10 protein-coding genes are annotated in these 21,561 nt (G+C 38.4%); 6 read left to right on the forward strand and 4 right to left on the reverse strand.

Translation table 11 applies throughout. The annotated features are described in order from the left end of the window. Positions 1–36 precede the first annotated feature (36 nt). Together P9E47_RS18325 and P9E47_RS18330 are read left to right on the forward strand one after the other, a co-directional pair. The gene (locus P9E47_RS18325) at positions 37–11,082 is read left to right on the forward strand and encodes an immunoglobulin-like domain-containing protein (RefSeq protein ID WP_326164288.1); all 11,046 of its coding nucleotides are present in this window, start codon (positions 37–39) and stop codon (positions 11,080–11,082) included. Positions 11,083–11,160: 78 nt separating this feature from the next. Continuing rightward, entirely contained in the window at positions 11,161–12,918 is a 1,758-nt protein-coding gene (locus P9E47_RS18330; RefSeq protein WP_051015804.1) for an S-layer homology domain-containing protein, read from the forward strand. Positions 12,919–13,073: 155 nt separating this feature from the next. On the opposite strand, the gene mreBH is transcribed toward P9E47_RS18330, so the two are convergent. Continuing rightward, the gene (mreBH, locus tag P9E47_RS18335; protein WP_003331505.1) at positions 13,074–14,132 is read right to left on the reverse strand and encodes a rod-share determining protein MreBH; all 1,059 of its coding nucleotides are present in this window, start codon (positions 14,130–14,132) and stop codon (positions 13,074–13,076) included. A gap of 145 nt (positions 14,133–14,277) precedes the next feature. Between mreBH and P9E47_RS18340 the strand changes: the two genes are divergently transcribed. Then, on the forward strand, positions 14,278–14,640 hold the full coding sequence (locus P9E47_RS18340) for a group I truncated hemoglobin (RefSeq protein ID WP_003331504.1): 363 nt from the start codon (positions 14,278–14,280) through the stop codon (positions 14,638–14,640). Positions 14,641–14,725: 85 nt separating this feature from the next. Here P9E47_RS18340 and P9E47_RS18345 read toward each other — a convergent pair whose 3' ends face one another. From P9E47_RS18345 to speD, 3 genes are all read right to left on the reverse strand, one after another. After that, complete coding sequence (locus tag P9E47_RS18345) at positions 14,726–15,067, reverse strand: cupin domain-containing protein (protein WP_003331503.1); 342 nt, start codon at positions 15,065–15,067, stop codon at positions 14,726–14,728. 111 nt (positions 15,068–15,178) lie between these two features. After that, entirely contained in the window at positions 15,179–16,105 is a 927-nt protein-coding gene (locus P9E47_RS18350; protein ID WP_003331502.1) for a DMT family transporter, read from the reverse strand. Positions 16,106–16,174: 69 nt separating this feature from the next. Then, a complete protein-coding gene (gene speD, locus P9E47_RS18355) occupies positions 16,175–16,993 on the reverse strand; it encodes an adenosylmethionine decarboxylase (RefSeq protein WP_326164289.1) in 819 nt (272 codons plus the stop codon). A 216-nt stretch (positions 16,994–17,209) separates the two neighbouring features. Between speD and P9E47_RS18360 the strand changes: the two genes are divergently transcribed. The 3 genes from P9E47_RS18360 to pruA all read left to right on the forward strand — a co-directional run bounded on the left by P9E47_RS18360 (position 17,210) and on the right by pruA (position 21,520). Next, the gene (locus P9E47_RS18360) at positions 17,210–18,760 is read left to right on the forward strand and encodes a putative bifunctional diguanylate cyclase/phosphodiesterase (RefSeq protein ID WP_003331499.1); all 1,551 of its coding nucleotides are present in this window, start codon (positions 17,210–17,212) and stop codon (positions 18,758–18,760) included. Between the two features lie 92 nt (positions 18,761–18,852). Next, on the forward strand, positions 18,853–19,767 hold the full coding sequence (locus tag P9E47_RS18365) for a DMT family transporter (protein ID WP_326164291.1): 915 nt from the start codon (positions 18,853–18,855) through the stop codon (positions 19,765–19,767). 205 nt (positions 19,768–19,972) lie between these two features. Next, on the forward strand, positions 19,973–21,520 hold the full coding sequence (gene pruA, locus P9E47_RS18370; protein WP_003331497.1) for an L-glutamate gamma-semialdehyde dehydrogenase: 1,548 nt from the start codon (positions 19,973–19,975) through the stop codon (positions 21,518–21,520). Positions 21,521–21,561: the final 41 nt, after the last annotated feature.

Raw genomic sequence — 21,561 nt, forward strand, 5'->3', positions numbered from 1 at the left:
TTATATGGGTAGATTTAGAAGAGGGGAGAATTATAGATGAACAATAAAAATATTAGCAAGTTCCCACTTAGTAAAAAAGGGCTGATGATGATCCTTGCCACAGCAGGGGCGATGCCGATTGCAATTTCAATGCCAAGTGATGCAAGTGCAGGAGCAATATTTTCTTCAGGGACTGGTACAGTAGCAGATCCTTACATCATTACAACAGCGGAGCAGCTGGATGCTGTTCGTAATTTTCAATCAGCACATTTTAAATTGGGAAATAATATAGATTTAAGTGGATATAGTGCAGGGGAAGGTTGGTTGCCGATTGATTTTTTTGAGGGCACACTCGATGGGGCTGGTCATAAAATTAAAAATCTTAAAATTTATCGACCTAATACCCAGTTTGTGGGTTTATTCGGGGAACTAGGCAATTCCAATTTGAAAAATATATATTTAGAGAATGTTGATATTAAGGGATGGCTACATGTGGGCGGACTTGCGGGATACTCGTCTGGAAGTGTGAGCCATTGTTTTATATCGGGTACGGTAGCTGGTAAGTATCAATTTGGCGGACTTGTTGGGACTAATGAGGGATTAATCACTTCAAGTTATTCTGCGGCGAACGTAGGTCTTAATTCCGATGCCAAAAACAATTTTGGTGGAATCGTAGGAATTAATATTGGAACAATTAGTAATAGTTATGCCATAGGAAGAGTGGGTGGTGCTGCCGCTGCCGATATTACAGGTGGTATTGTAGCAGTCAATAATGTTGGTACGGTAGTAGACAGTTATTACGATCAAACTACAACAGGCCAATCTGATACTGGGAAAGGTATAGGAAAAACTACGGTAGAGATGAAGCAACAGGCGACATATGTTGGCTGGGACTTTGCTAATACATGGACGATTCAGGAAGGAGTAGGTTATCCAACACTCCGTGTTTTTAACAACAATAGCGATCAACTGCCGGTTGCATCAAACGTAGAGCTTACTGGAACAGCAGAAGTAGGTTCAACCTTAACAGCCACTTATACGTATACTGATGCCGATGGAGATCTAGAGACGGACACGACTTTTGCATTCTACAGTTATGACTCCAATGGAATATATAATAAAACATTGGTTCAACCGGCATCTGCTGTTAATACTTATGTAATCAAAGCTGCTGATGCGGGCAAAGTAATTAAAGTAGAGGTTATTCCGAAAAATGAAAAAGGAACTGGAGCTGCTGTATCAAGTGCGGCAACTGGCATCATTAAAATGTTTACTGGCACTGGCACAGTTGATGACCCTTATCTGATTACTACGGCAGATCAGCTTAATGCCTTGAATTTAAGAGAGTATAGTGACAAGAATTTTAAATTAGTGAATGATATTGATTTAAGCAGTTATTCAAATTGGCAGCCAATTAGCAGTGGATTTAAAGGAACGCTTAATGGTAATGATAAGACCATTCGTAATTTAACAATTACTGAATCTAGGTATCAAAATACGGGCCTATTTATTACCTTGCAAGATGCAACAATAAAAAATCTCACAATAGATGGAGTAAACATAAATTTAGAAAACCGATTATTTCAATCCTATTCAGTAGGTACTCTAGCGGCATCCAGTTTCAGCTCAACAATAGAAAATGTTCATGTGACAAATGGAACAGTTTCGGGAAGTAGAACGGCGGGATTTTCAGGAAATGGATCGCTAGGTGGTTTACTAGGCTATGCTTATCAAACTACTATTACGAATGCAACTTCAGCAGTATCTGTGGTTGGTGATCTGAATAATAGTAGTTTTGATGACGGTACAGGGGGATTAATAGGTGTATTAGATTCTGGGACTGTTAATAAAGTGCATTTTACAGGCGGCGTAACGGGCCATTATAATGTTGGGGGTCTTTTTGGGAAAGTAGGGTTTTCTTCTAAAGTCAACAATGCCATTGCAAATGGAACAGTAAAGGGAGTATCTAACGTTGGCGGTTTAATTGGATGCATCAATGACGCATCGAGTACGCTTGGAAATTCTTATGCTAGTGGGGAAGTTACAGGTACTTATAATCCAGGAGGGATTGTTGGATATACAACGACCTATGGTGGCCCCGACTTAACTAAAAAGCGATTTAACAATCTTTATTGGAATCAATCAACTACCAAGCAAGCTAGAGGGATATTTGACCCTTTTGATCCAACTTCAGTTGAGTATGGAAAGAGTATTGATTCTCAAACATGGTTACAAGAACTAGAGCTTACAAGTGATGGATATTTTGCATTAGCTGACATTACTATTGGTACTGAAATACCATTTAATGCATATAAAGGGCAAGAATTTGAAGTGCCTGTTTCAATAAGCAATATTCCTTCAAACATATCTTCCTATGATATGATTTTGGATTTTGCAAAAGATAAATTCCAAGTAATAAGTATTTCTCCAATAAATTTAAATGCTTTTTCAAGCTTTGATAATCAAAAAGGGTTAATTAGTGTTGGCTGGCCAGATCTAACAAGCACGCTTAATCCATTAACTGGTGTGGAGAAACAACAGTTATTCACAATCAAATTTAAAGCGAAAAATGAAGCTTACTCTGGGGACATGCCTATTATACTTAGTGCGACACAATCATCACCAATAGTGCTAAAAAATGACAACAATAAGAGAGTATTAGCCAACGTAATAGCTGGTAAAATAGCAATTAGCGAAGCTCCTTCACTTTCATATTCTAGTACAACATTTGTCGAAGCAGCTGCGAATGATGGTTCAATCAGCACGACACCGATTACGATTACCTTAACGAACGATACGTTTACCGGTACAGATGGTGAGGATTTTGCAACAAACAATAAATTAGAAGTTGAAAATCTGCCAGAAGGATTATCTTTAAGTGCTATCCGCACGACTGCTAATCAACTTGCAGTGACTTTAACAGGAAAAGCTGCTAATCATGCCAATAGCAATGATATTAGTAACATCAAATTATCATTTAAGGATACAGCATTTACAAATGGAACTACATCTATTGTACAGAATACAACAATGGATAATTTAGCCATTGACTTTGCGGATGGAACAGCAGAAATCAAAATCGGTGAGGTAGCAGCATTTGTTGGTGAAGAAATAGAGGTGCCTGTAGCTATTACTAATGTATCATCAAATATTGCCGCATATGGTATGTTTATTGATTTCGATAAAGATGCATTAGAGGTTGTTGATGTAAGTCCTGCAATACAAGATGATATAGGTTTTGCTTACAATGCCATTAATGATGAAGGGGTATTAAAAACAGCTTGGGTTGACATGAGTGGTGGAGATAATCCGATTACAACAACCCAAGATTTATTCAAAATTAAGTTTAAAGTAAAAGCTGGTGCAACAACTGGGGAAAAAGCATTAAAAATAAGTGCTGTCACAGATGATATCTCTGTGCCACTTGAGTTTACTGATATTGAAGGAAATAATATCATCGGAACTGTAACAGAAGGAGCTGTATCCGTTCGGAAATTAAATTATTCGGCTACTAAATTTACGGAGGCAGAAGCCAATAATGGCTCATTTACAACACCGATTACGATTACATTAGAGAATGATACATTTGTTGATACAGATGGAGAAGATTTTACAGCGTATTTGGACTGGGATTCAACTAAACTACCTGCTGGACTTAGTATTAGTGCTGAACGAACAAGTGCAAATCAAATTGAAGTTAGTTTAATAGGGAATGCAACAAACCATCTAGATGTGAATGATGTTACGACTGCAGACAATTTAAGAATTACCCTTAAGGACCAAGCTTTTACAAAAGGAAATACGGCTGTTGTTAAGATGACAACAAGTGATCCACTTGAAATTGACTTCAGCAATCCGACAGCTAAGATTGCTATTGGTTCTATAACAGGGTTTGCAGGGGATGTAGTAGAAATTCCTGTTTCGATAAGCAGTATTACTTCTAATGTTAAATCTTTTAATCTAAATTTAGAGTATGATCAAAATGTGCTTGATTATGTGACTTTTACTAAAAAAACAACTGTTTCGAAATATAATATTGGCATTGAGAATGATGAAGAGAATGGTAAATTATCGATTACTGGGCTTGGGAACACTGCGCTTTCTACCCTTCAAGAGTTAATTGCCATTAAATTTAAGATAAAAGAGACAGCATCTTCAGGAGATACTTCAATAACATTGGATACAGACGAGGATTACACTTCCGAGTTTACAGATAGCTTCGGGGAAAATGTAATTGTTGATGTAACAGAAGGAACTGTAACTATCACAACTGCGCCATCCTTAAGCTATTCCGGTTCTAAGTTCTATGAATCGGATTTAAATGATGGTTCAATTAGTACGACACCAATTACGATTACATTGGCGAATGATACGTTTACCGGTGTAGATGGCGAAGATTTTGCAGCAACTACGTCTGGAAAATTGCAAGTAACCAATCTACCTGCAAATCTTCAATTGCATGCAATACGAACAAGTGCCAATCAACTTGAATTATCTTTAAGCGGGACAGCTACTAAACACGAAAATATTCATGATGTAAATAACCTAACAATTGCATTTTTAAATTCAGCTTTTACAAATGGAAAAGCATCTATTGTTAATAATGCAATTAAAAATGATTTGCAAATTGACTTTTTTGATCCGGCACCAATCTTAACGTATTACGGTGATACGTTTGTGGAGACGGAAGCAAATGATGGAACCATCCAAAGAAATGTAAAGGATTTCCAGAATCCGTTAAAGATTACTTTAAAATATGATACATTTACCGGAAACGATGGCGACAATTTTACTGATAAAGTATTGATCGAAGGGGTACCAGATGGTTTACAGGCGAAAGTCATTCGTGAGAGTAGTACTTCTTTATATGTTACCTTAGAAGGGGAAGCGGATAATCATTCTGATATCGATGATACAGACAATATAACAATTTCATTTTTAGATAATTCAGCATTTACAAGTGGAAATGCTGCCAAGGTTACAAATAGTTCAAAATCAGGCGTAAAAATTGATTTTGCTGATCCACGCACTTTAACGTATTCTAGTTTGATTTTTAAAGAATCCGAAAAGAACGACGGAACAATTAGTACAACGCCAATCACGATAACAATAGCAAATGATACATTTACAGGTAACTCGGATGAGGACTTTGTTGCAACGAATAAATTAAAGGTTACAAATTTACCGGATGGTTTAACTGCAAAAGCAATACGAACAAGTGGTACTGAGCTACAAGTGACGTTGGAAGGGGCAGTTGCAAATCATCTAAATGTAAATGATGTAAACAATTTAACCTTTACATTTGATAAAACGGCTTTTACAAAAGGAGATATTTCAGAGGTTGTCAATTCGACTAAAAATGACCTTCAAATCGACTTTGCAGATGTAAGTGGCTTAACGTATTTAAGCACTGTTTTTACAGAATCAGAAATAGATGATGGTTCCATAGCAACAACAGCGATTACAATTGAATTGAGCGACGATCAGTTTACTGGAAACGATGGCGATGATTTTGTAGCATTGGAAAAATTGGAAGTTTCTAATCTACCGGACGGTTTAACAGCAGTAGCACAACGAATAAGCAATACCGTTTTGGAAGTTAAGTTGACCGGAAAAGCTAGTAAACATTTGGAATATAACAATGTCGATGATTTGACTTTTACATTTAATAATGGAGCATTTGTAAGTGGAGATGCTACGAAAGTACAAAATGCAACAAAGGACGACTTGAAGATTGAATTTATAGGTATAGCAAGCTTAACGTATGTCCCTGCAACGTTTATGGAAGCAGACAGCAATGACGGTTCAATCAGTACAACGCCGATTACGATCACATTGGATCTTGATGAGTTTAATGGAACGACAGGTGAAGACTTTGTAGCGAGTGATAAAGTTAACGTATTAAATGTTCCAGCAGGATTAACACCTGTAGCTACACTTATTAATGAAAAGCAAATTAACTTGCAGCTGACAGGAAATGCCGATAATCATGGGCTAGGGAATAATGTTAACAACATAAAAGTTGAATTCTTAGATAATGCCTTTATAAACGCACCTGCTTCAGTGGTTCAATTTGCAACGAAAGATGATATTTCAATTGAGTATTTAAATAATGAGCCAAGTATTACCCTAATAGATTCGAACGAGGATCAAATTGTAAATGCTGATGGTAAAGTTATTTTGGCAGGTACAGCAACAGATGTTAATGCTGGTCAATTTTTATCGGGATCGATAGGGCAAGATATATTGAACGTAACTGCGACAATTGATGGCAAACAAAAAACAACTCCAGTAGATGCACTTGGTAATTGGGAGTTAGAGTGGGAAGGCAGTGAGCTGTCAGAAGGAACCTATACAAATATTGATATTGTTGTAAATGACGGCAGTTCAACTACAAATGATTCAGTATCAATTACCTATACGGGAACCATTTTAGTGGATAAAGTTGCGCCGAAAATTAATAAAATCCAAAAGTCAGTATCACAAGTAACGAACCAATATGTGGCAATTGCAGTAGATGCTAGCGATGATGTATCGGGTATAGCGGAGAAAAAGTTTGCGCTTGGTACTGATGTTGATTATGCACAGGCAACTACATTTGACGGATTATTATTTAACGTTGAGCTAAATGGAACATATACAGTATGGGTTCGTGATAAGGCAGGAAATACTATTTCCGAAACAGTTGTAGTAACGGAAATTGACCCAGTGGCGGTTACGAAAGCCGCGCTAGAGATTGGTTATGCGATAGGAGATAGCGTAAATGCAGTAACGCAAGATGTCACCCTAGCGTCAACAGGAGCGGATGGAACAACGATTACGTGGAACAGTGATACTCCAAGCGTGATTGCGAACAATGGAACGGTAACTCGTCCAGCGAACAGTGCGGGGGATGCGAGTGTCACGTTGACGGCAACGATCACCAAAGGTGGCGTAACCGAGACGAAAGTGTTTGTCGTAAAAGTATTGAAGCAATCGCAAACGGATGCGGAAGCCGTATCGAATGCAAAAGTAGTGCTAGAGATCGGCTATGCAACAGGGGATAGCATCAATGCTGTTACACAGTCCGTGATGTTGCCAACAATGGGAGCAGACGGAGCAACGATTACATGGAATAGTGATACACCAAGCGTAATTGGGAACGATGGAACGGTAACTCGCCCAGCAAACAGTGCAGGAGATGCAAGCGTGACGTTGACAGCCACGATCACCAAAGGCAATGAAACTACGACGAAAGTGTTTGTCGTGAAAGTATTGAAGCAATCGCAAACTGATGTAGAGGCGGTAACGAATGCAAAAGCCGCGCTAGAGATTGGTTATGCGACAGGAGATAGCGTAAATGCAGTAACGCAAGATGTCACCCTAGCGTCAACAGGTGTAGATGGAACAACGATTACGTGGAATAGTGATACACCAAGCGTAATTGGGAACGATGGAACGGTAACACGCCCAGCGAACAGTGCAGGAGATGCAAGCGTGACGTTGACAGCGACGATCACCAAAGGTACTGAAACTACGACGAAAGTGTTTGTCGTGAAAGTGTTAAAGCAATCACAAACGGATGCGGAAGCCGTATCGAATGCGAAAGCAGCACTGGAGATTGGTTATGCGACAGGGGATAGTGTAAATGCAGTAACGCAAGATGTCACCCTAGCGTCAACAGGTGTAGACGGAGCAACGATTACGTGGAATAGTGATACTCCAAGCGTAATTGGGAACGATGGAACGGTATCACGCCCAGCGAACAGTGCGGGGGATGCAAGTGTCACGTTGACAGCGACGATCACCAAAGGTACTGAAACCACTAGCAAAGTGTTTGTCGTGAAAGTGTTAAAGCAATCGCAAACGGATGCGGAAGCCGTAACGAATGCAAAAGCCGCGCTGGAGATTGGTTATTCGACAGGAGATAGCGTAAATGCAGTAACGCAAGATGTCACCCTAGCGTCAACAGGTGTAGACGGAGCAACGATTACGTGGAATAGTGATACTCCAAGCGTAATTGGGAACGATGGAACGGTATCACGCCCAGCGAACAGTGCAGGAGATGCAAGCGTGACGTTGACAGCCACGATCACCAAAGGCGGCGTAACTGAGACGAAAGTGTTTGTCGTAAAAGTATTGAAGCAATCGCAAACCGATGTAGAAGCGGTAACAAATGCAAAAGCCGCGCTAGAGATTGGCTACGGAACAGGAGATAGCATCAATGCAGTTACACAGTCTGTGATCTTGCCAACAACAGGAGCAGATGGCACAACGATCACATGGGCAAGTGACGCCACAAATGTGATAGGAGTAGATGGAACGGTATCACGTCCAGCGAACAGTGCGGGGGATGTGAGCGTGACGTTAACAGCCACGATCACCAAAGGCGGCGTAACTGAGACGAAAGTGTTTGTCGTAAAAGTATTGAAGCAATCGCAAATCGATGTAGAAGCCGTATCGAATGCGAAAGCAGCGCTGGAGATTGGCTATGCAACAGGGGATAGCATCAATGCTGTTACACAGTCCGTGATGTTGCCAATAATGGGAGCAGACGGCACAACGATTACGTGGAATAGTGATACTCCAAGCGTAATTGCGAACGACGGAACGGTAACACGCCCAGCGAATAGTGCGGGAGATGCGAGCGTGACGTTAACAGCCACGATCACCAAAGGCACAGAAACCACAAACAAAGTGTTTGTCGTGAAAGTATTGAAGCAATCGCAAACCGATGCAGAAGCTGTTACGAATGCAAAAGCAGCCCTAGAGATAGGCTACGGAACAGGAGATAGCATTAATGCCGTTACACAGTCTGTGACCTTGCCAACAACAGGAGCAGACGGCACAACCATCACATGGGCAAGTGATGCCACAAATGTGATAGGTCTAGATGGAACGGTTATACGCCCGACGAACGGTGCGGGAGATGCGAGCGTGACATTAACAGCAACGATTACAAAAGGTGGAGTAAGCACAACCAAAGTATTTGTACTGAAAGTTTTAAAATTACATGACATAGATGCACCACAGATTTCATACACACCGCCAACAACATGGACTAATAGACCTCTACTTGTGACACCAATAATAACAGATTCAGGTAGTGGTATTGCTAGTACAAAATGGGCGGTAGATGAGAACGATGTGAATTATTTCTTATCGAATGGTACGAGCTTCTCTGATTCTTTTGAGGTCGCTATGAATGGTACTTATACGGTTTATGCACAAGATGTAGCAGGCAACCAATCTGTATACACCTTTACTGTTGGTAATATTGATACAACCCTGCCAACTCTTGATGTAAGTGTAGATAATACAGCTACAAATGATAAGGTGTTGATTGCAGTAGACGGTTCCGATCAAGATTCTGGTGTCGAAATTATCAAATGGCTTGAAGGAACAAGAATTGCAGGTGACTTTAAAGATGTGGGTTCTCTTGTTGTAGATGGTAGTTTCGCTGTAACAGAGAATGGTAATTATACAGTCTACATTCGCGATGTTGCTGGCAATGAAGTTGTTGAAACGGTAGAAGTATCCTCCATTGATAATGAACTACCAGTGATTCTAGTTGATGTACCAACTGAATGGACAACTGGTGATGTCACTATATCGGCAACAGTTAGGGAGAAAGGTGGTTCCATTGCAACGACGAGATGGGCAGTTGGGGAACAAGATGCCAGCTATTTTAGCGATGGCAGTGGTTATGAATTAACACCGTTTGGGATAGATTCAACCTTTACGAGACAAATAGCAGAAACTACTGTAGGAGAATTGAACCCTGAAGAAACTTCGCAGCAGGATTCAATTGTTGATGTAGCAGACGATGCACTGTCAGGAGGAGCACCAGAAACTCCAACGGATGAACAATCAGAAGGGGGAGCACCAGAAACTCCAACGGATGAACAATCAGAAGGGGGAGCACCAGAAACTCCAACGGATGAACAATCAGAAGAGGGAGCACCAGAAACTCCAATGGATGATCAATCAGAAGAAGGGACACCGGAAGCTCCAGCAGATGAACAATCAGAAGAGAAAGTACCAGAAACTCCAGCGGATGAGCAAATAGGAGAGGAAAACGCACCACTGGCACCGGAAGCTGTGATTGAACCAGTACTGGAAATGGAAATTCCAGAGCTAGTCCCAATGCTACGGACTATGACAAGTGATGTCATTGAATTAAACTATCAATTTACTGTTTCAGAAAATAATACGTATACGATTTATACAAAAGATGATGCAGGAAATGAACGAATTGCCCATGTAACAGTTGGTAATATAGATAATACGGCACCTGTTGTAACTGCCACTGTAGTGGACCATGACGCCATCAACTTTGAGTCAACAATTGCCGTTGATATTGATGAAAATCAAAGTGGAATCAAAGAGAAAAAATGGGCAAAAGGAACTCTCCTTCCAAGTGATTTTGCGGCTTTGGGCACAGAGCTAGTTGGTACAACGTTTAATGTCCATGAAAACGGCACGTACACGGTGTATGTCAAAGATAACGCTGGTAATGAAAGTGTAGGATATGTAATAGTTGAAACGATTACTCTTCCATCTATCCAAATTGAGCTACTACCGTTATCTACAAATGATGGAACAAAGGTTTCTGTTTCAATTGGAAATACATCAAGTCAGATTGTTGAAAAGAAATGGCTCAAAGGGAATAAGACTAAATTTGATTTTGTAAATGATGGAAATGGCTTTACTGGAAACGACTTTATTATAAGTGAAGAAGGAATCTACACAGTTTATATTAAAGATGCGTCTGGCAATGAAGTTATCAAGACATTTGTTTATCAGACCAAGCCGTACCAAATTGAAGGATCTTTAAGTAATTCAGGTGGAATTAAAGCCGCTGCAACGATTTCCTTACAGGATGATACAAATCCAACTTCAGGTACAAAGTATGTTGTCTTCCAGCTCATGAAAGGAACAACCCCAGTAAGTGTCGTAGCTATTGAGAAAACATTACAAGCAACGGAGAACGTATCAGCCTACTTTAATGTAACTGGCTCTGGCTATACTGTCATTGTCAATGTATTGGATAAAGATATAACCAATCAAACAGATGTAGGAAGAAGTTTAGCAGATTCAAAGACTCTCACCATCCAAAATTAAGTATTTTCAGCTAGAGGAGGGCGGATTTTCCCCCCTCCTATATCAAGTAAATAATAAAGTAAGTGAAAGGGGAAATTTATGGTGAGAAAACTACCATTATTGTTCTTGACCATGCTTATCTGCATAATGGTGTTCAATCCAATATCAAATGTGCAAGCAGCAGCATTAAACGTTACAGACATCACGGATAAATATCGTGGAGATCAAGTCACGATTTCTGGTACAAGTCCTTTTACAGAAGTCATTGCAAAGGTATACGATCCGAACAATGTAATTCTTTATATTGAAGTATTATCTGTCCTTGATAATGGAAACTATTCAAAGACTTTTTCCTTATCGAATGATGCCATTTATGGGACCTATAAAGTGGTCGTAGGGCAGGAGACAAACGTTGTCAATGATACATTTAACGTTATCGCTAGACCTTCTGTTGGCGGTGGAGGTGGAGGCGGAGGTGCTCCATCACAAGGCACCCAGATAACGGTTCCGGTTCAAAGCGGCACAACGGGAACAACTGTTTCGCAAACCACTATCCAAAGAACCGCTGGTTCAAATGGAACAGTTAAAGATTCAGTGGTGATGACGGAACAAAGTGCTAAAGAAACGATAGCTGCACTAAAAAATCAAGGTGAGAAGACGGCACGGATTGTCATACCGGATGCTGAAGATAAAGTGTCGGAAGTAAATGTGTCCATTCCAAAAATAGCTTTAACAGCGATAAAGTCTGGAGGAATTGACTTAGAAATTAAAACAGAAAATGCAAAGCTCACAATTCCGAACACTACTTTAGAGAAATTTAACCAAGATCTCTATTTCCGAGTGGTTCCTATTAAAGGTCAGCAAGAAAAAGACCAAATAGCTGAAAGAGCTAAACAAGAACAAATCGTTCAAGATGTAGTGCAAGGAAGAGATATTCAAGTACTAGGCAGACCGGCAGAAATTGAGACGAACCTCCAAAGCCAACCAGTTACGATTACGATGCCAATTCGTGAAGAAGACTTACCGAAAGACAAAGAGAGTAGACAAAGAATCTTAGATGATCTTGTCATTTTCATTGAACATAGTGATGGTACAAAAGAGGTAATCAAAGGTACTTTTATTACAAATGAAGATGGTACATTAGGCATTGAATTTGGAATTGATAAATTTAGTACATTCACATTAGTGTACGTGGAAGGCTCAAAGGAGTATTTTGCACAACTGGAAAAGGATAAAAAGGTAGAGGGTACTGTTCATAAAGCCTATATCTCTGGGTATCCAGATGGCACTTTTAAACCGGCTAATAGTATCAGTCGGGCAGAAATGGCTTCTTTACTCTCACGTGTCTATGACGGTGAGCTAAAAGAAAATACTTCACCAACAAGTTATGTAGATATTCCAGCAGGGCATTGGGCAATGACTTCGATAGAAAAAGCCCAACTAACCGGACTTATGAGAGGCTATTCAGATCATACATTTGGTCCGAATAAATCAATAACAAGAGCAGAAATGGCTGCTATTGTCTCTAGATGGCTCAAACTAGAAGGAACAGGCTCATCTAGCGCCAAAGATATTCAAGGCCATTGGGCCGAGCAAGCAATCATGCTTGTTGATAAAGCTAATATCATGAATGGAATGCCAGATGGTACATTCCAACCTAATAAGCCGCTATCAAGAGCAGAAGCAGTTACGATTGTTAACAGAATCCTAAAACGAGGACCACTATATGGTGATGTTAAACCAACTTTTATAGATGTACCAACAACTCATTGGGCTTATAAAGAAATCGAAGAAGCATCCAAGGATCATAAGTACTCCATTGATGAAAGTGGAAAAGAAACCGTGTTAATAAAATAAAAGTTGAAAAAATATAACTCGCTTAATTCCTATTTCAAGGTTTTAAGTGAGTTTTTTTCTCTTGCTATAGCCATACGAACATTTCTTGTAATAGAATTTGTGGTCAATCTCTTATTTCCATTCCTGCGGTGGGAGTCTATCAAAGACTCCCCAACCTAATTTGCAGTATTTTGTATCTTGTCCTTAAAATAAGAGAGAGAAGCGGTATCGTTTTTCATTTTGTCGACAAACCCAAGTGCTTTCCCAGTACCGATCACTACAGATTCAAGTGGTGAAGGGGCAAGATTTACTGGTAAATGTATTTCTTCACTTAGCCATTCCTGGACTCCTTTTAAAAGGGCCCCACCGCCAGTTAAAGTAATTCCATAATCAACAATATCCCCACTTAATTCAGGTGGACACTCTTCTAAAGTTAAACGAATCGTAGCTAAAATTTGTTCCAAAGATTCTTTCATTGCATCATGAACTTCTTTAGATGATAGTGTAATTGTATTCGGAAGCCCTGTGACCAAGTATCTGCCGCGGGCATTACAATTTATTTCATCATGATTTTTCGTTGCAAAACCAATCTCTATTTTAATTTGTTCAGCTGTTTGTTGACCAATAAGTAAATTATATTTTTTGCGAATATACTGGGTGATATCTTCATCAAATTTGTCCCCGCCAATTTTAAGCGTATGGCAAGCAACAACACCACCGTAGGAAATGATCGCAACTTCTGTTGTGCCACCACCGATATCAACAATCATACTTGCAATGGGTTCATCAACCTTTAGCTCGGAGCCAATTGCAGCTGATATTGTGTTTTCAATAATATGAACCTGCTTTGCACCGCAATTTTTAACGGCATCGATCATGGCACGCTTTTCTACTGGGGTTGATTTTGTTGGTGCTGCAATTACGACATTTGGTTTTCTAAATGATGATAAGCTGCTCCCATTTGTTACTTTTTTCATTAGTATTTTAAGTATTTGAGCTGTCCGATTGTAATCAGAAATAACGCCATTTTTAATAGGGTTTATTACCTCTACATTTTTGGGAGTTTTTCCAACCATATTTTTGGCTTCATTACCTATTGCCACAACTTCATTTGTTTCAACATTAATGGCGATAACAGAAGGTTCCTGAAAGATGATCCCTTTTCCTTTTTGGTGCAATAAAATATTTGTTGATCCTAAATCGATCCCAATTCCAATATTATGAGTAAAAAACATATAGTTCATCCATTCTGTGTCAAATTCATTCTTTGCTAATTAAATAATTCTACGTTAAAACATGTTTTTTGGGGGTAGCAGTATAAATTACTCGAAGTTTGAGGAAAATACATTTTGTGACTTCACTAGGAAAGGATGTATTTTTATGGAACAAACATTATATGAAAAAGTTGGCGGGGAAGCAGCAATAGGAAAGGTTGTCGACTATTTTTATGATGAGTTGGTGCTGAAGGATCCTACTGTAAACCACTTTTTTGAGGATACCGATATGGATAAACAACGCGAACATCAAACCAAGTTTATTAGCTTTGCATTGGGAGGTCCTAATCAATATTCCGGCCAATCCATGGCGAAAGCGCATGAAGGAATGAATTTGCAACCCAATCATTTTGATGCGATTGTAAAGCATTTGCATGACTCGCTTGCACATTTTGGAGTAGAGGAGAGGGATATTGACCAAGCTTTAACTAGAGTAGAGGCCCTTAGGGATGATATTTTATATCAATAGAAATTTAATATAAAAAATAGAAGGGGCTGTCCCAAAAGTCAGTGGAAGCTGATTTTTTGGAGCCCCTTATTCAAATTCTTTTTAGTTAAATATCTTTCGCATAATTTTCATTAGGAATTTTATTTAACGCAACATAAAGACTTAATGGGCTTGTGCCGCTATTTTTAAATGCCATTTTTTCATCACTGCCGCAATGGACCACATCGTTAGCTGTAACAGCAATTTCTTTTCCATCGATAATGAATGTGCCATCGCCATCGAGTACAAGCAGGTATACTTCTGTGCCAGGGTGTGTATGCTCAGGGAGCTGTTGACCAGGCATAAAATTTAATATGAATACAGTGCTGCCACCTTTATTATAAATGATTCTTTTCGTGAATTTTTCATCACTATATTCTTTGTATGTTTGAAGGGATTGTTTTTCCATAATTAATCAGTCTCCTTATTGTTTTGATAATAATAGTTTCTCATAAAACCCTCGAAAAGAATTTGACTGAAATCAAAATTCCCAAGGATCCTAAATTCGTATTCTAAATACTTATATATCAGAAGATGATGAATGGGTTAGCTCCAGATCCGAAGGTATTTCTTTTTCATTACGTTCCTGTACAATGATGACAGCGGCAATGACCATCAGAATGCCTAAATACTGCCATACTTCGAGCCTTTCGTTAAAGACGAGAAAGCCGGAAAGTGCAGCTATAACCGGTTCAATTGTCGCGATAATCGATGCTCGGCTTGATTCAACTGCGCTAAGTCCTTTTGTATATAATGTAAAAGCGAATACGGTTGAGACAATACCAAGACCGATTATGCACAGTACCGCCTTTATATTTAAAATCAGAGGAATTACTGAGCTCAATCCGCTGAAGGGAGCAATCGCAACGGCTCCAAATATAAATGTAAAAATTGTAACCGTTATTGAGTCATACTTCATCAGTGCGAATTTACCGAAAATGCTATACAGGGCGTAAAAAAGCCCTGCTCCTATGCCGAGAATCAATCCATAAGTTGAAATTGAATCACTGGTACTTGGAAACACGCCGATAACAAAAGCGCAGCCGATAAACGTTACGAATAAAGCCGATAGCTTTCTAGCAGTTAATGGCTCCTTAAAAAATAACCTCGATAAAATAGTGACAAAGGCTGGTGCAGTGTAGAGTAAAATCGCAGCAATCGCAATCGTTGTTTCCTGAAGTGCATTAAATAAACACCAATTAAAAAACACCAAACTTACGATACCGGTTCCGATAAAATATTTACTATCGGATAGTTTAATTTTAAGGAGGTGCCGATTCGTAAAATAAACATAAAGAAAAAGAACAAAGGCAGCCGTAATTAATCTAATCGCAACAACCTGTGTTGGATTAAAGCCTAATTCATAAAGGTAAGAAATAAAAATCCCGATAATTCCCCAACAAAATGCCGCAGTTGCAATATATAAGTAAGCTAATCTTCTACTCATGCTTTATGTCCCCTAAAATTTCTAATATTTTACTTAATCATAGCAACTGCGGAATAAAAGTAAAATGGTTTATTCAAACCCATTCGTAATATTTTTGCCGTAGAAAATTTCATCCATTTCGATTTTCAGTTTTCTTTCAATCGTAAGCTGCTCTTGTGATGACAATTTTTCTTTTGTATATCCGAACAAATAATTGTCCAAATCGAATTGTTTAAGCTTACATTTGGTATGGAAAATATGTTCTTGGTAGATGTTAACATCGATCATTTGATATAAAGCTTGCACTTCATCGGGGATGTAATTTTGAATCGAGTTTATTTCATGGTCAATAAATAATTTGTGACCAGAAATATCTCTAGTAAACCCACGAACACGATAATCAATAGTCATAACATCGGTTTCAAACGAATGGATTAAATAGTTTAAGGCTTTAAGTGGTGAAATTTCACCACAGGTTGATACATCGACATCTGCTCGAAACGTGCTGATTCCTTCATCAGGGTGAGATTCAGGATATGTATGAACGGTTATATGACTTTTATCCATTTGGGCAACGATAGATCCTGGAATTGGTCCGGGAGATTCCTCAAACGCCTCTTCCGCCGACTCATCAACAGGCCCCTCCGAAATTAATACGGTAACACTGGCACCTTGTGGTACGTAATCTTGTTTGGCAACATTTAATATATTTGCTCCGATTATTTCGGTAACATTAGTCAAAATTTTGGTAAGTCTGTCTGCATTGTATTGTTCATCGATATAATTTATATAAGCCTCACGCTCTTCCTTTGTTTTTGTATAGCAAATATCAAACATGTTAAAGCTTAAGGATTTAGTAAGATTATTAAAACCGTGTAATTCTACTACTTGCTTTGGTGTAAGCCTCATTCCATAATCTCCTTTTTCCTTCTATGTTCTTAATATAGGTTTGTATAATTACATCAATAATATACTTAATTAAAAAGGACAATTCCTGAATAAATTATATTTTTTATATACAGACCTTCATTAATATTTTATAATGTGATAAAATTATTATTTTTTACATGTTTTTCACTGTTTTTCCTGTATAAAACCTAAAAAATACTTCCGAGGAGACATCTGATGTTTAGAAATACCAAGACCCAGTATCGGACTACTATTTTAATCCTAATTGGCTTACTTTTAACTTTTTCTTGTATATATATCATCCCAGTGTTTGATTCGCTGCCTTTATCAATGCGTTTTATTCTTGAACTTGGTATCATTTCTGTTGCGATTTTGATTGCATTTCTAAAGCAAAAAGAAGCGCAAATAGCATTATATGAAAGTGAAATTAAACTCGAGGCTGTTATTGAAAAGGTAAACTATCTTGCCTATCACGACGAGTTAACCGGTTTATATAATAGGAACTATCTTTTGAAATGCCTTGAAGAAAATATGAAAAAAACAGAGAATACAGGCGAAAGTTATGCCCTCGTTTCTGTTAATTTAAATCGTTTTAAAAACGTAAATGATTCATTAGGAAACGAAATGGGAGATCTGTTTTTAAAAACGATCGCTGAGCGATTAAAGGAATTTAGTAATAATGATGTAATACTGGCCAGAGTGGTTGCGGATGAATTTATGTTTTTCATGCCGGGTAAAAAGAATCTTGAGGAACTCATTCATATCGCAAATACAATCCATAAACGGATAGAAGAGCCGATGATTGCAAAAGGATTTAAATTTCATATTACGTCTTCAATGGGTATTTCCTTATTTAATGAAAATATTGAAGAGACAAACCAATTAATAAAGCAAGCCCAACTGGCTATGCATGAGGCTAAGAAAAACGGACAGGCAGTGTTGGTCTACCACCCAGATATGAATAAAGAATTGCTCGAGAATCTTTTTTTAGAAAATGATTTACGTCAGGCTCTTGACCGTAAGGAATTGGTTTTACATTATCAGCCGCAAGTCAACATAGAGACAGGTGAAATCATCGGGGTGGAGGCGTTAATTCGCTGGAATCATCACAATAAAGGAATGATTCAGCCGGGCAGATTTATACCTTTAGCGGAGGAAACGGGCTTAATTATACCGATCGGGAATTGGGTTATGATAGAAGCCTGTAGTCAATTGAAAAAATGGAATGAAATGGGAATTACGAACTTAAGACTATCTGTAAATCTTTCATTGCGTCAATTGTATCAAGAAGATTTAGTAGAAACTGTAGCACGAACTTTGCAAATATCAAAAATTAAACCTGAGAACTTAGAGCTTGAGATAACGGAAAGTATGGCTGGAAATACGGATAGAGTGATATCGATATTACAGAGCCTTAAAAAATTAGGAGTTCGTATTTCTGTAGATGATTTTGGAACAGGTTATAGCTCTTTAAGTTATCTTTATTCATTCCCAATTGACCAATTAAAAATAGACCGCTCCTTTATTACGAATTTATTTACTGAGGAAAATAATAAAGTAATTGTAAGCACTATTATTTCAATGGGAAAAAATTTAGGGCTGGAGTTGATTGCTGAAGGTGTTGAAACATCTGAGCAAATCGAATTCCTTCGCCCTTATAAATGTGTCGGGGTGCAAGGATTCCTTATTAGTCGGCCACTACCTGCTAATGAATTTGAAAACCTTCTTTTAGAAAAAACAACATTTTTAGAAAGATACTCGGGTTAATTAAAAAAGTCAGCAAAAAGCTGATTTTTTTTGATACTATAGGATTATTGTTCAATTATGGAAATTCACGGCAGAGATAAGGTGATTTCAAAATGCAGGCTGAAGCAATTGCATCTAAGAGTAAAGCATTAGGAATTTTTTTGGTCCTTTCAAGCGCTTTGCTATGGGGTTTATCAGGAACGGTTGCCCAATATCTGTTTCAAGTGAAAGGTTTTTCGCCAGAATGGCTTGTGACTGTACGCTTAATCGTTTCAGGTCTAATTCTCTTGGTTATTTCTTTTGCAAAAAATAAAAGGACTGTCTTTAAAATATGGGAATCAAAGAATGACCGTATGTCTTTAATAATGTTCTCAATTTTAGGCATGCTTAGCGTCCAATACACATACTTTGTAGCGATTGATGCTTCCAATGCAGCAACTGCAACCTTTTTACAATACCTGGCTCCAGCCATGATTGCTGTATATTTTGTTTTTTTAAATAAAAAGCTTCCGAATGGGAAGGAATTGCTTGCTTTAGCGTTTGCGCTGGTAGGAACATTCTTATTGGTCACTAAAGGTACAGTCGATTCGTTATCAATTTCAAAAGAAGCATTGTTTTGGGGAATTGCCTCGGCTTTTGCATTAGCCTATTATACGATAAAGCCAAAAAGCCTGTTAGATCATTGGGATTCTCCAACCATTATTGGTTGGGCTATGGTGATTGGTGGATTGGGAATCAGTATAGTCCATCCTCCTTGGCAGTTTGTTGGTACGTGGTCAATAGGAAGTTTATTTTTTGTTTTGTTTATCTTTTTATTTGGGACCTTGATTCCGTATTATTGTTATCTTGAAAGTTTAAAATATATTAGCCCATCTGAAACAAGTATGCTGGCATCAATTGAACCATTATCAGCGGCTATCGTCTCCGTTATTTGGTTAAAAACGACATTTGTTATGATGGAATGGATTGGTGCATTGTTTATTCTTGGCACGATTTTAATATTGTCAAATGATAAGAAACCAATATAAAAAAGGAGTGAATGTCAAATTTTTCGCTCCTTTTTTATTTTTTTGCAACTAATTTGTGGGAAATATACAATGAAAGCCCTTCATTATTGTTACTATGTAACATTGTGGAAGTTTAGCTTTAAAAGTTAAAATTTAATTAAAGTACATGATAAGTAACTTTAGATGAATAATATAATCGTGTAATTACGAAAAAAGGGGAGATTTTATGTATACACCATACAAACATGAGCCACTTACAGATTTTTCAATTGAAAAAAATCGTAAGGATTTTGAAGCAGCGTTAGAAAAAGTAAACGGTTTAATGGGCAAGGATTATGACCTAGTAATTGATGGTGAAAGAATCTCAACAGAACAAAAAATTGTATCTATTAATCCTGCTAATAAAGAAGAAGTTGTAGGACGTGTTTCTAAAGCTAATAAGGACTTAGCTGAAAAGGCAATGGAAGCAGCTTCGGAAAGCTTTAAAACATGGAGAAATTGGGATCCGGAAGCTAGAGCGGGTATTCTATTCCGTGCAGCTGCGATTACTCGTCGTCGCAAACATGAGTTCTCGGCCCTTTTAGTAAAAGAAGCGGGTAAGCCATGGAAGGAAGCAGATGCAGATACAGCTGAAGCAATTGACTTCATGGAATATTATGCACGACAAATGATTGAATTAGCAAAAGGTAAGCCGGTACAAAGCCGCGAGGGTGAGCGGAACCAATATGTTTATCAGCCGTCAGGAGTTGCTGTTGTTATTCCGCCTTGGAACTTCGCATTTGCAATTATGGCAGGTACAACTGTAGCTCCAATCGTAACCGGCAACACTGTGCTTCTAAAGCCTGCAAGTGCGACTCCGGTTGTTGCTGCTTGGTTTGTCGACGTTTTAGAGCAAGCTGGTCTTCCAAAAGGAGTAGTAAACTTTATTCCTGGTAGCGGTGCGGAAGTAGGAGACTACTTAGTTGATCATCCAAAAACTGCTTTAATTACATTCACTGGTTCACGTGATGTCGGTCTTCGCATTTTTGGACGTGCGGCTGTAGTTCAACCAGGACAAAAGCATCTTAAGCGTGTGATTGCTGAAATGGGCGGTAAAGATACTGTAGTTGTTGATAAAGATGCTGATCTTGAATTAGCAGCACAGTCAATCTTTGCATCAGCGTTTGGTTTTGCAGGTCAAAAATGTTCTGCAGGTTCAAGAGCGGTTGTACATGAAGATGTATATGATCAAGTATTAAATCGAGTAGTTGAGATTACAAAAGCAGCGGTTACTGGAAACCCTGAATCTTATGAAACGTATATGGGACCAGTTATTGATCAAGCTTCATTTAATAAAATTATGGAATACATTGAAATCGGTAAACAAGAAGGACGTATCGTAGCTGGTGGTAATGGTGATAATTCAAAAGGATACTTCATTGAACCAACAATCATTGCAGACCTTGATCCAAATGGAAGAATCCAACAAGAAGAAATCTTTGGTCCTGTTGTAGGATTTTCTAAGTTCAAGACTTTTGATGAAGGGCTTGAAATTGCCAACAATACGGAGTACGGATTAACAGGTGCCCTAATTTCTAATAATCGCGAGCACATTGAGCGTGCAAAACGTGAATTCCACGTTGGTAACTTATACTTTAACCGTAACTGTACAGGAGCTATCGTAGGTTACCAGCCATTTGGTGGATTTAATATGTCTGGAACAGATTCAAAAGCAGGTGGCCCGGACTATTTAGCACTTCACATGCAGGCGAAGACAATCAGTGAAATGTTGTAAAAAGATATAGTAAAAAAGTAATTTAGCGATGTTAATAATAT

This window comes from Schinkia azotoformans (assembly GCF_035811335.1).
Lineage (GTDB): Bacteria > Bacillota > Bacilli > Bacillales > Bacillaceae_J > Schinkia > Schinkia azotoformans.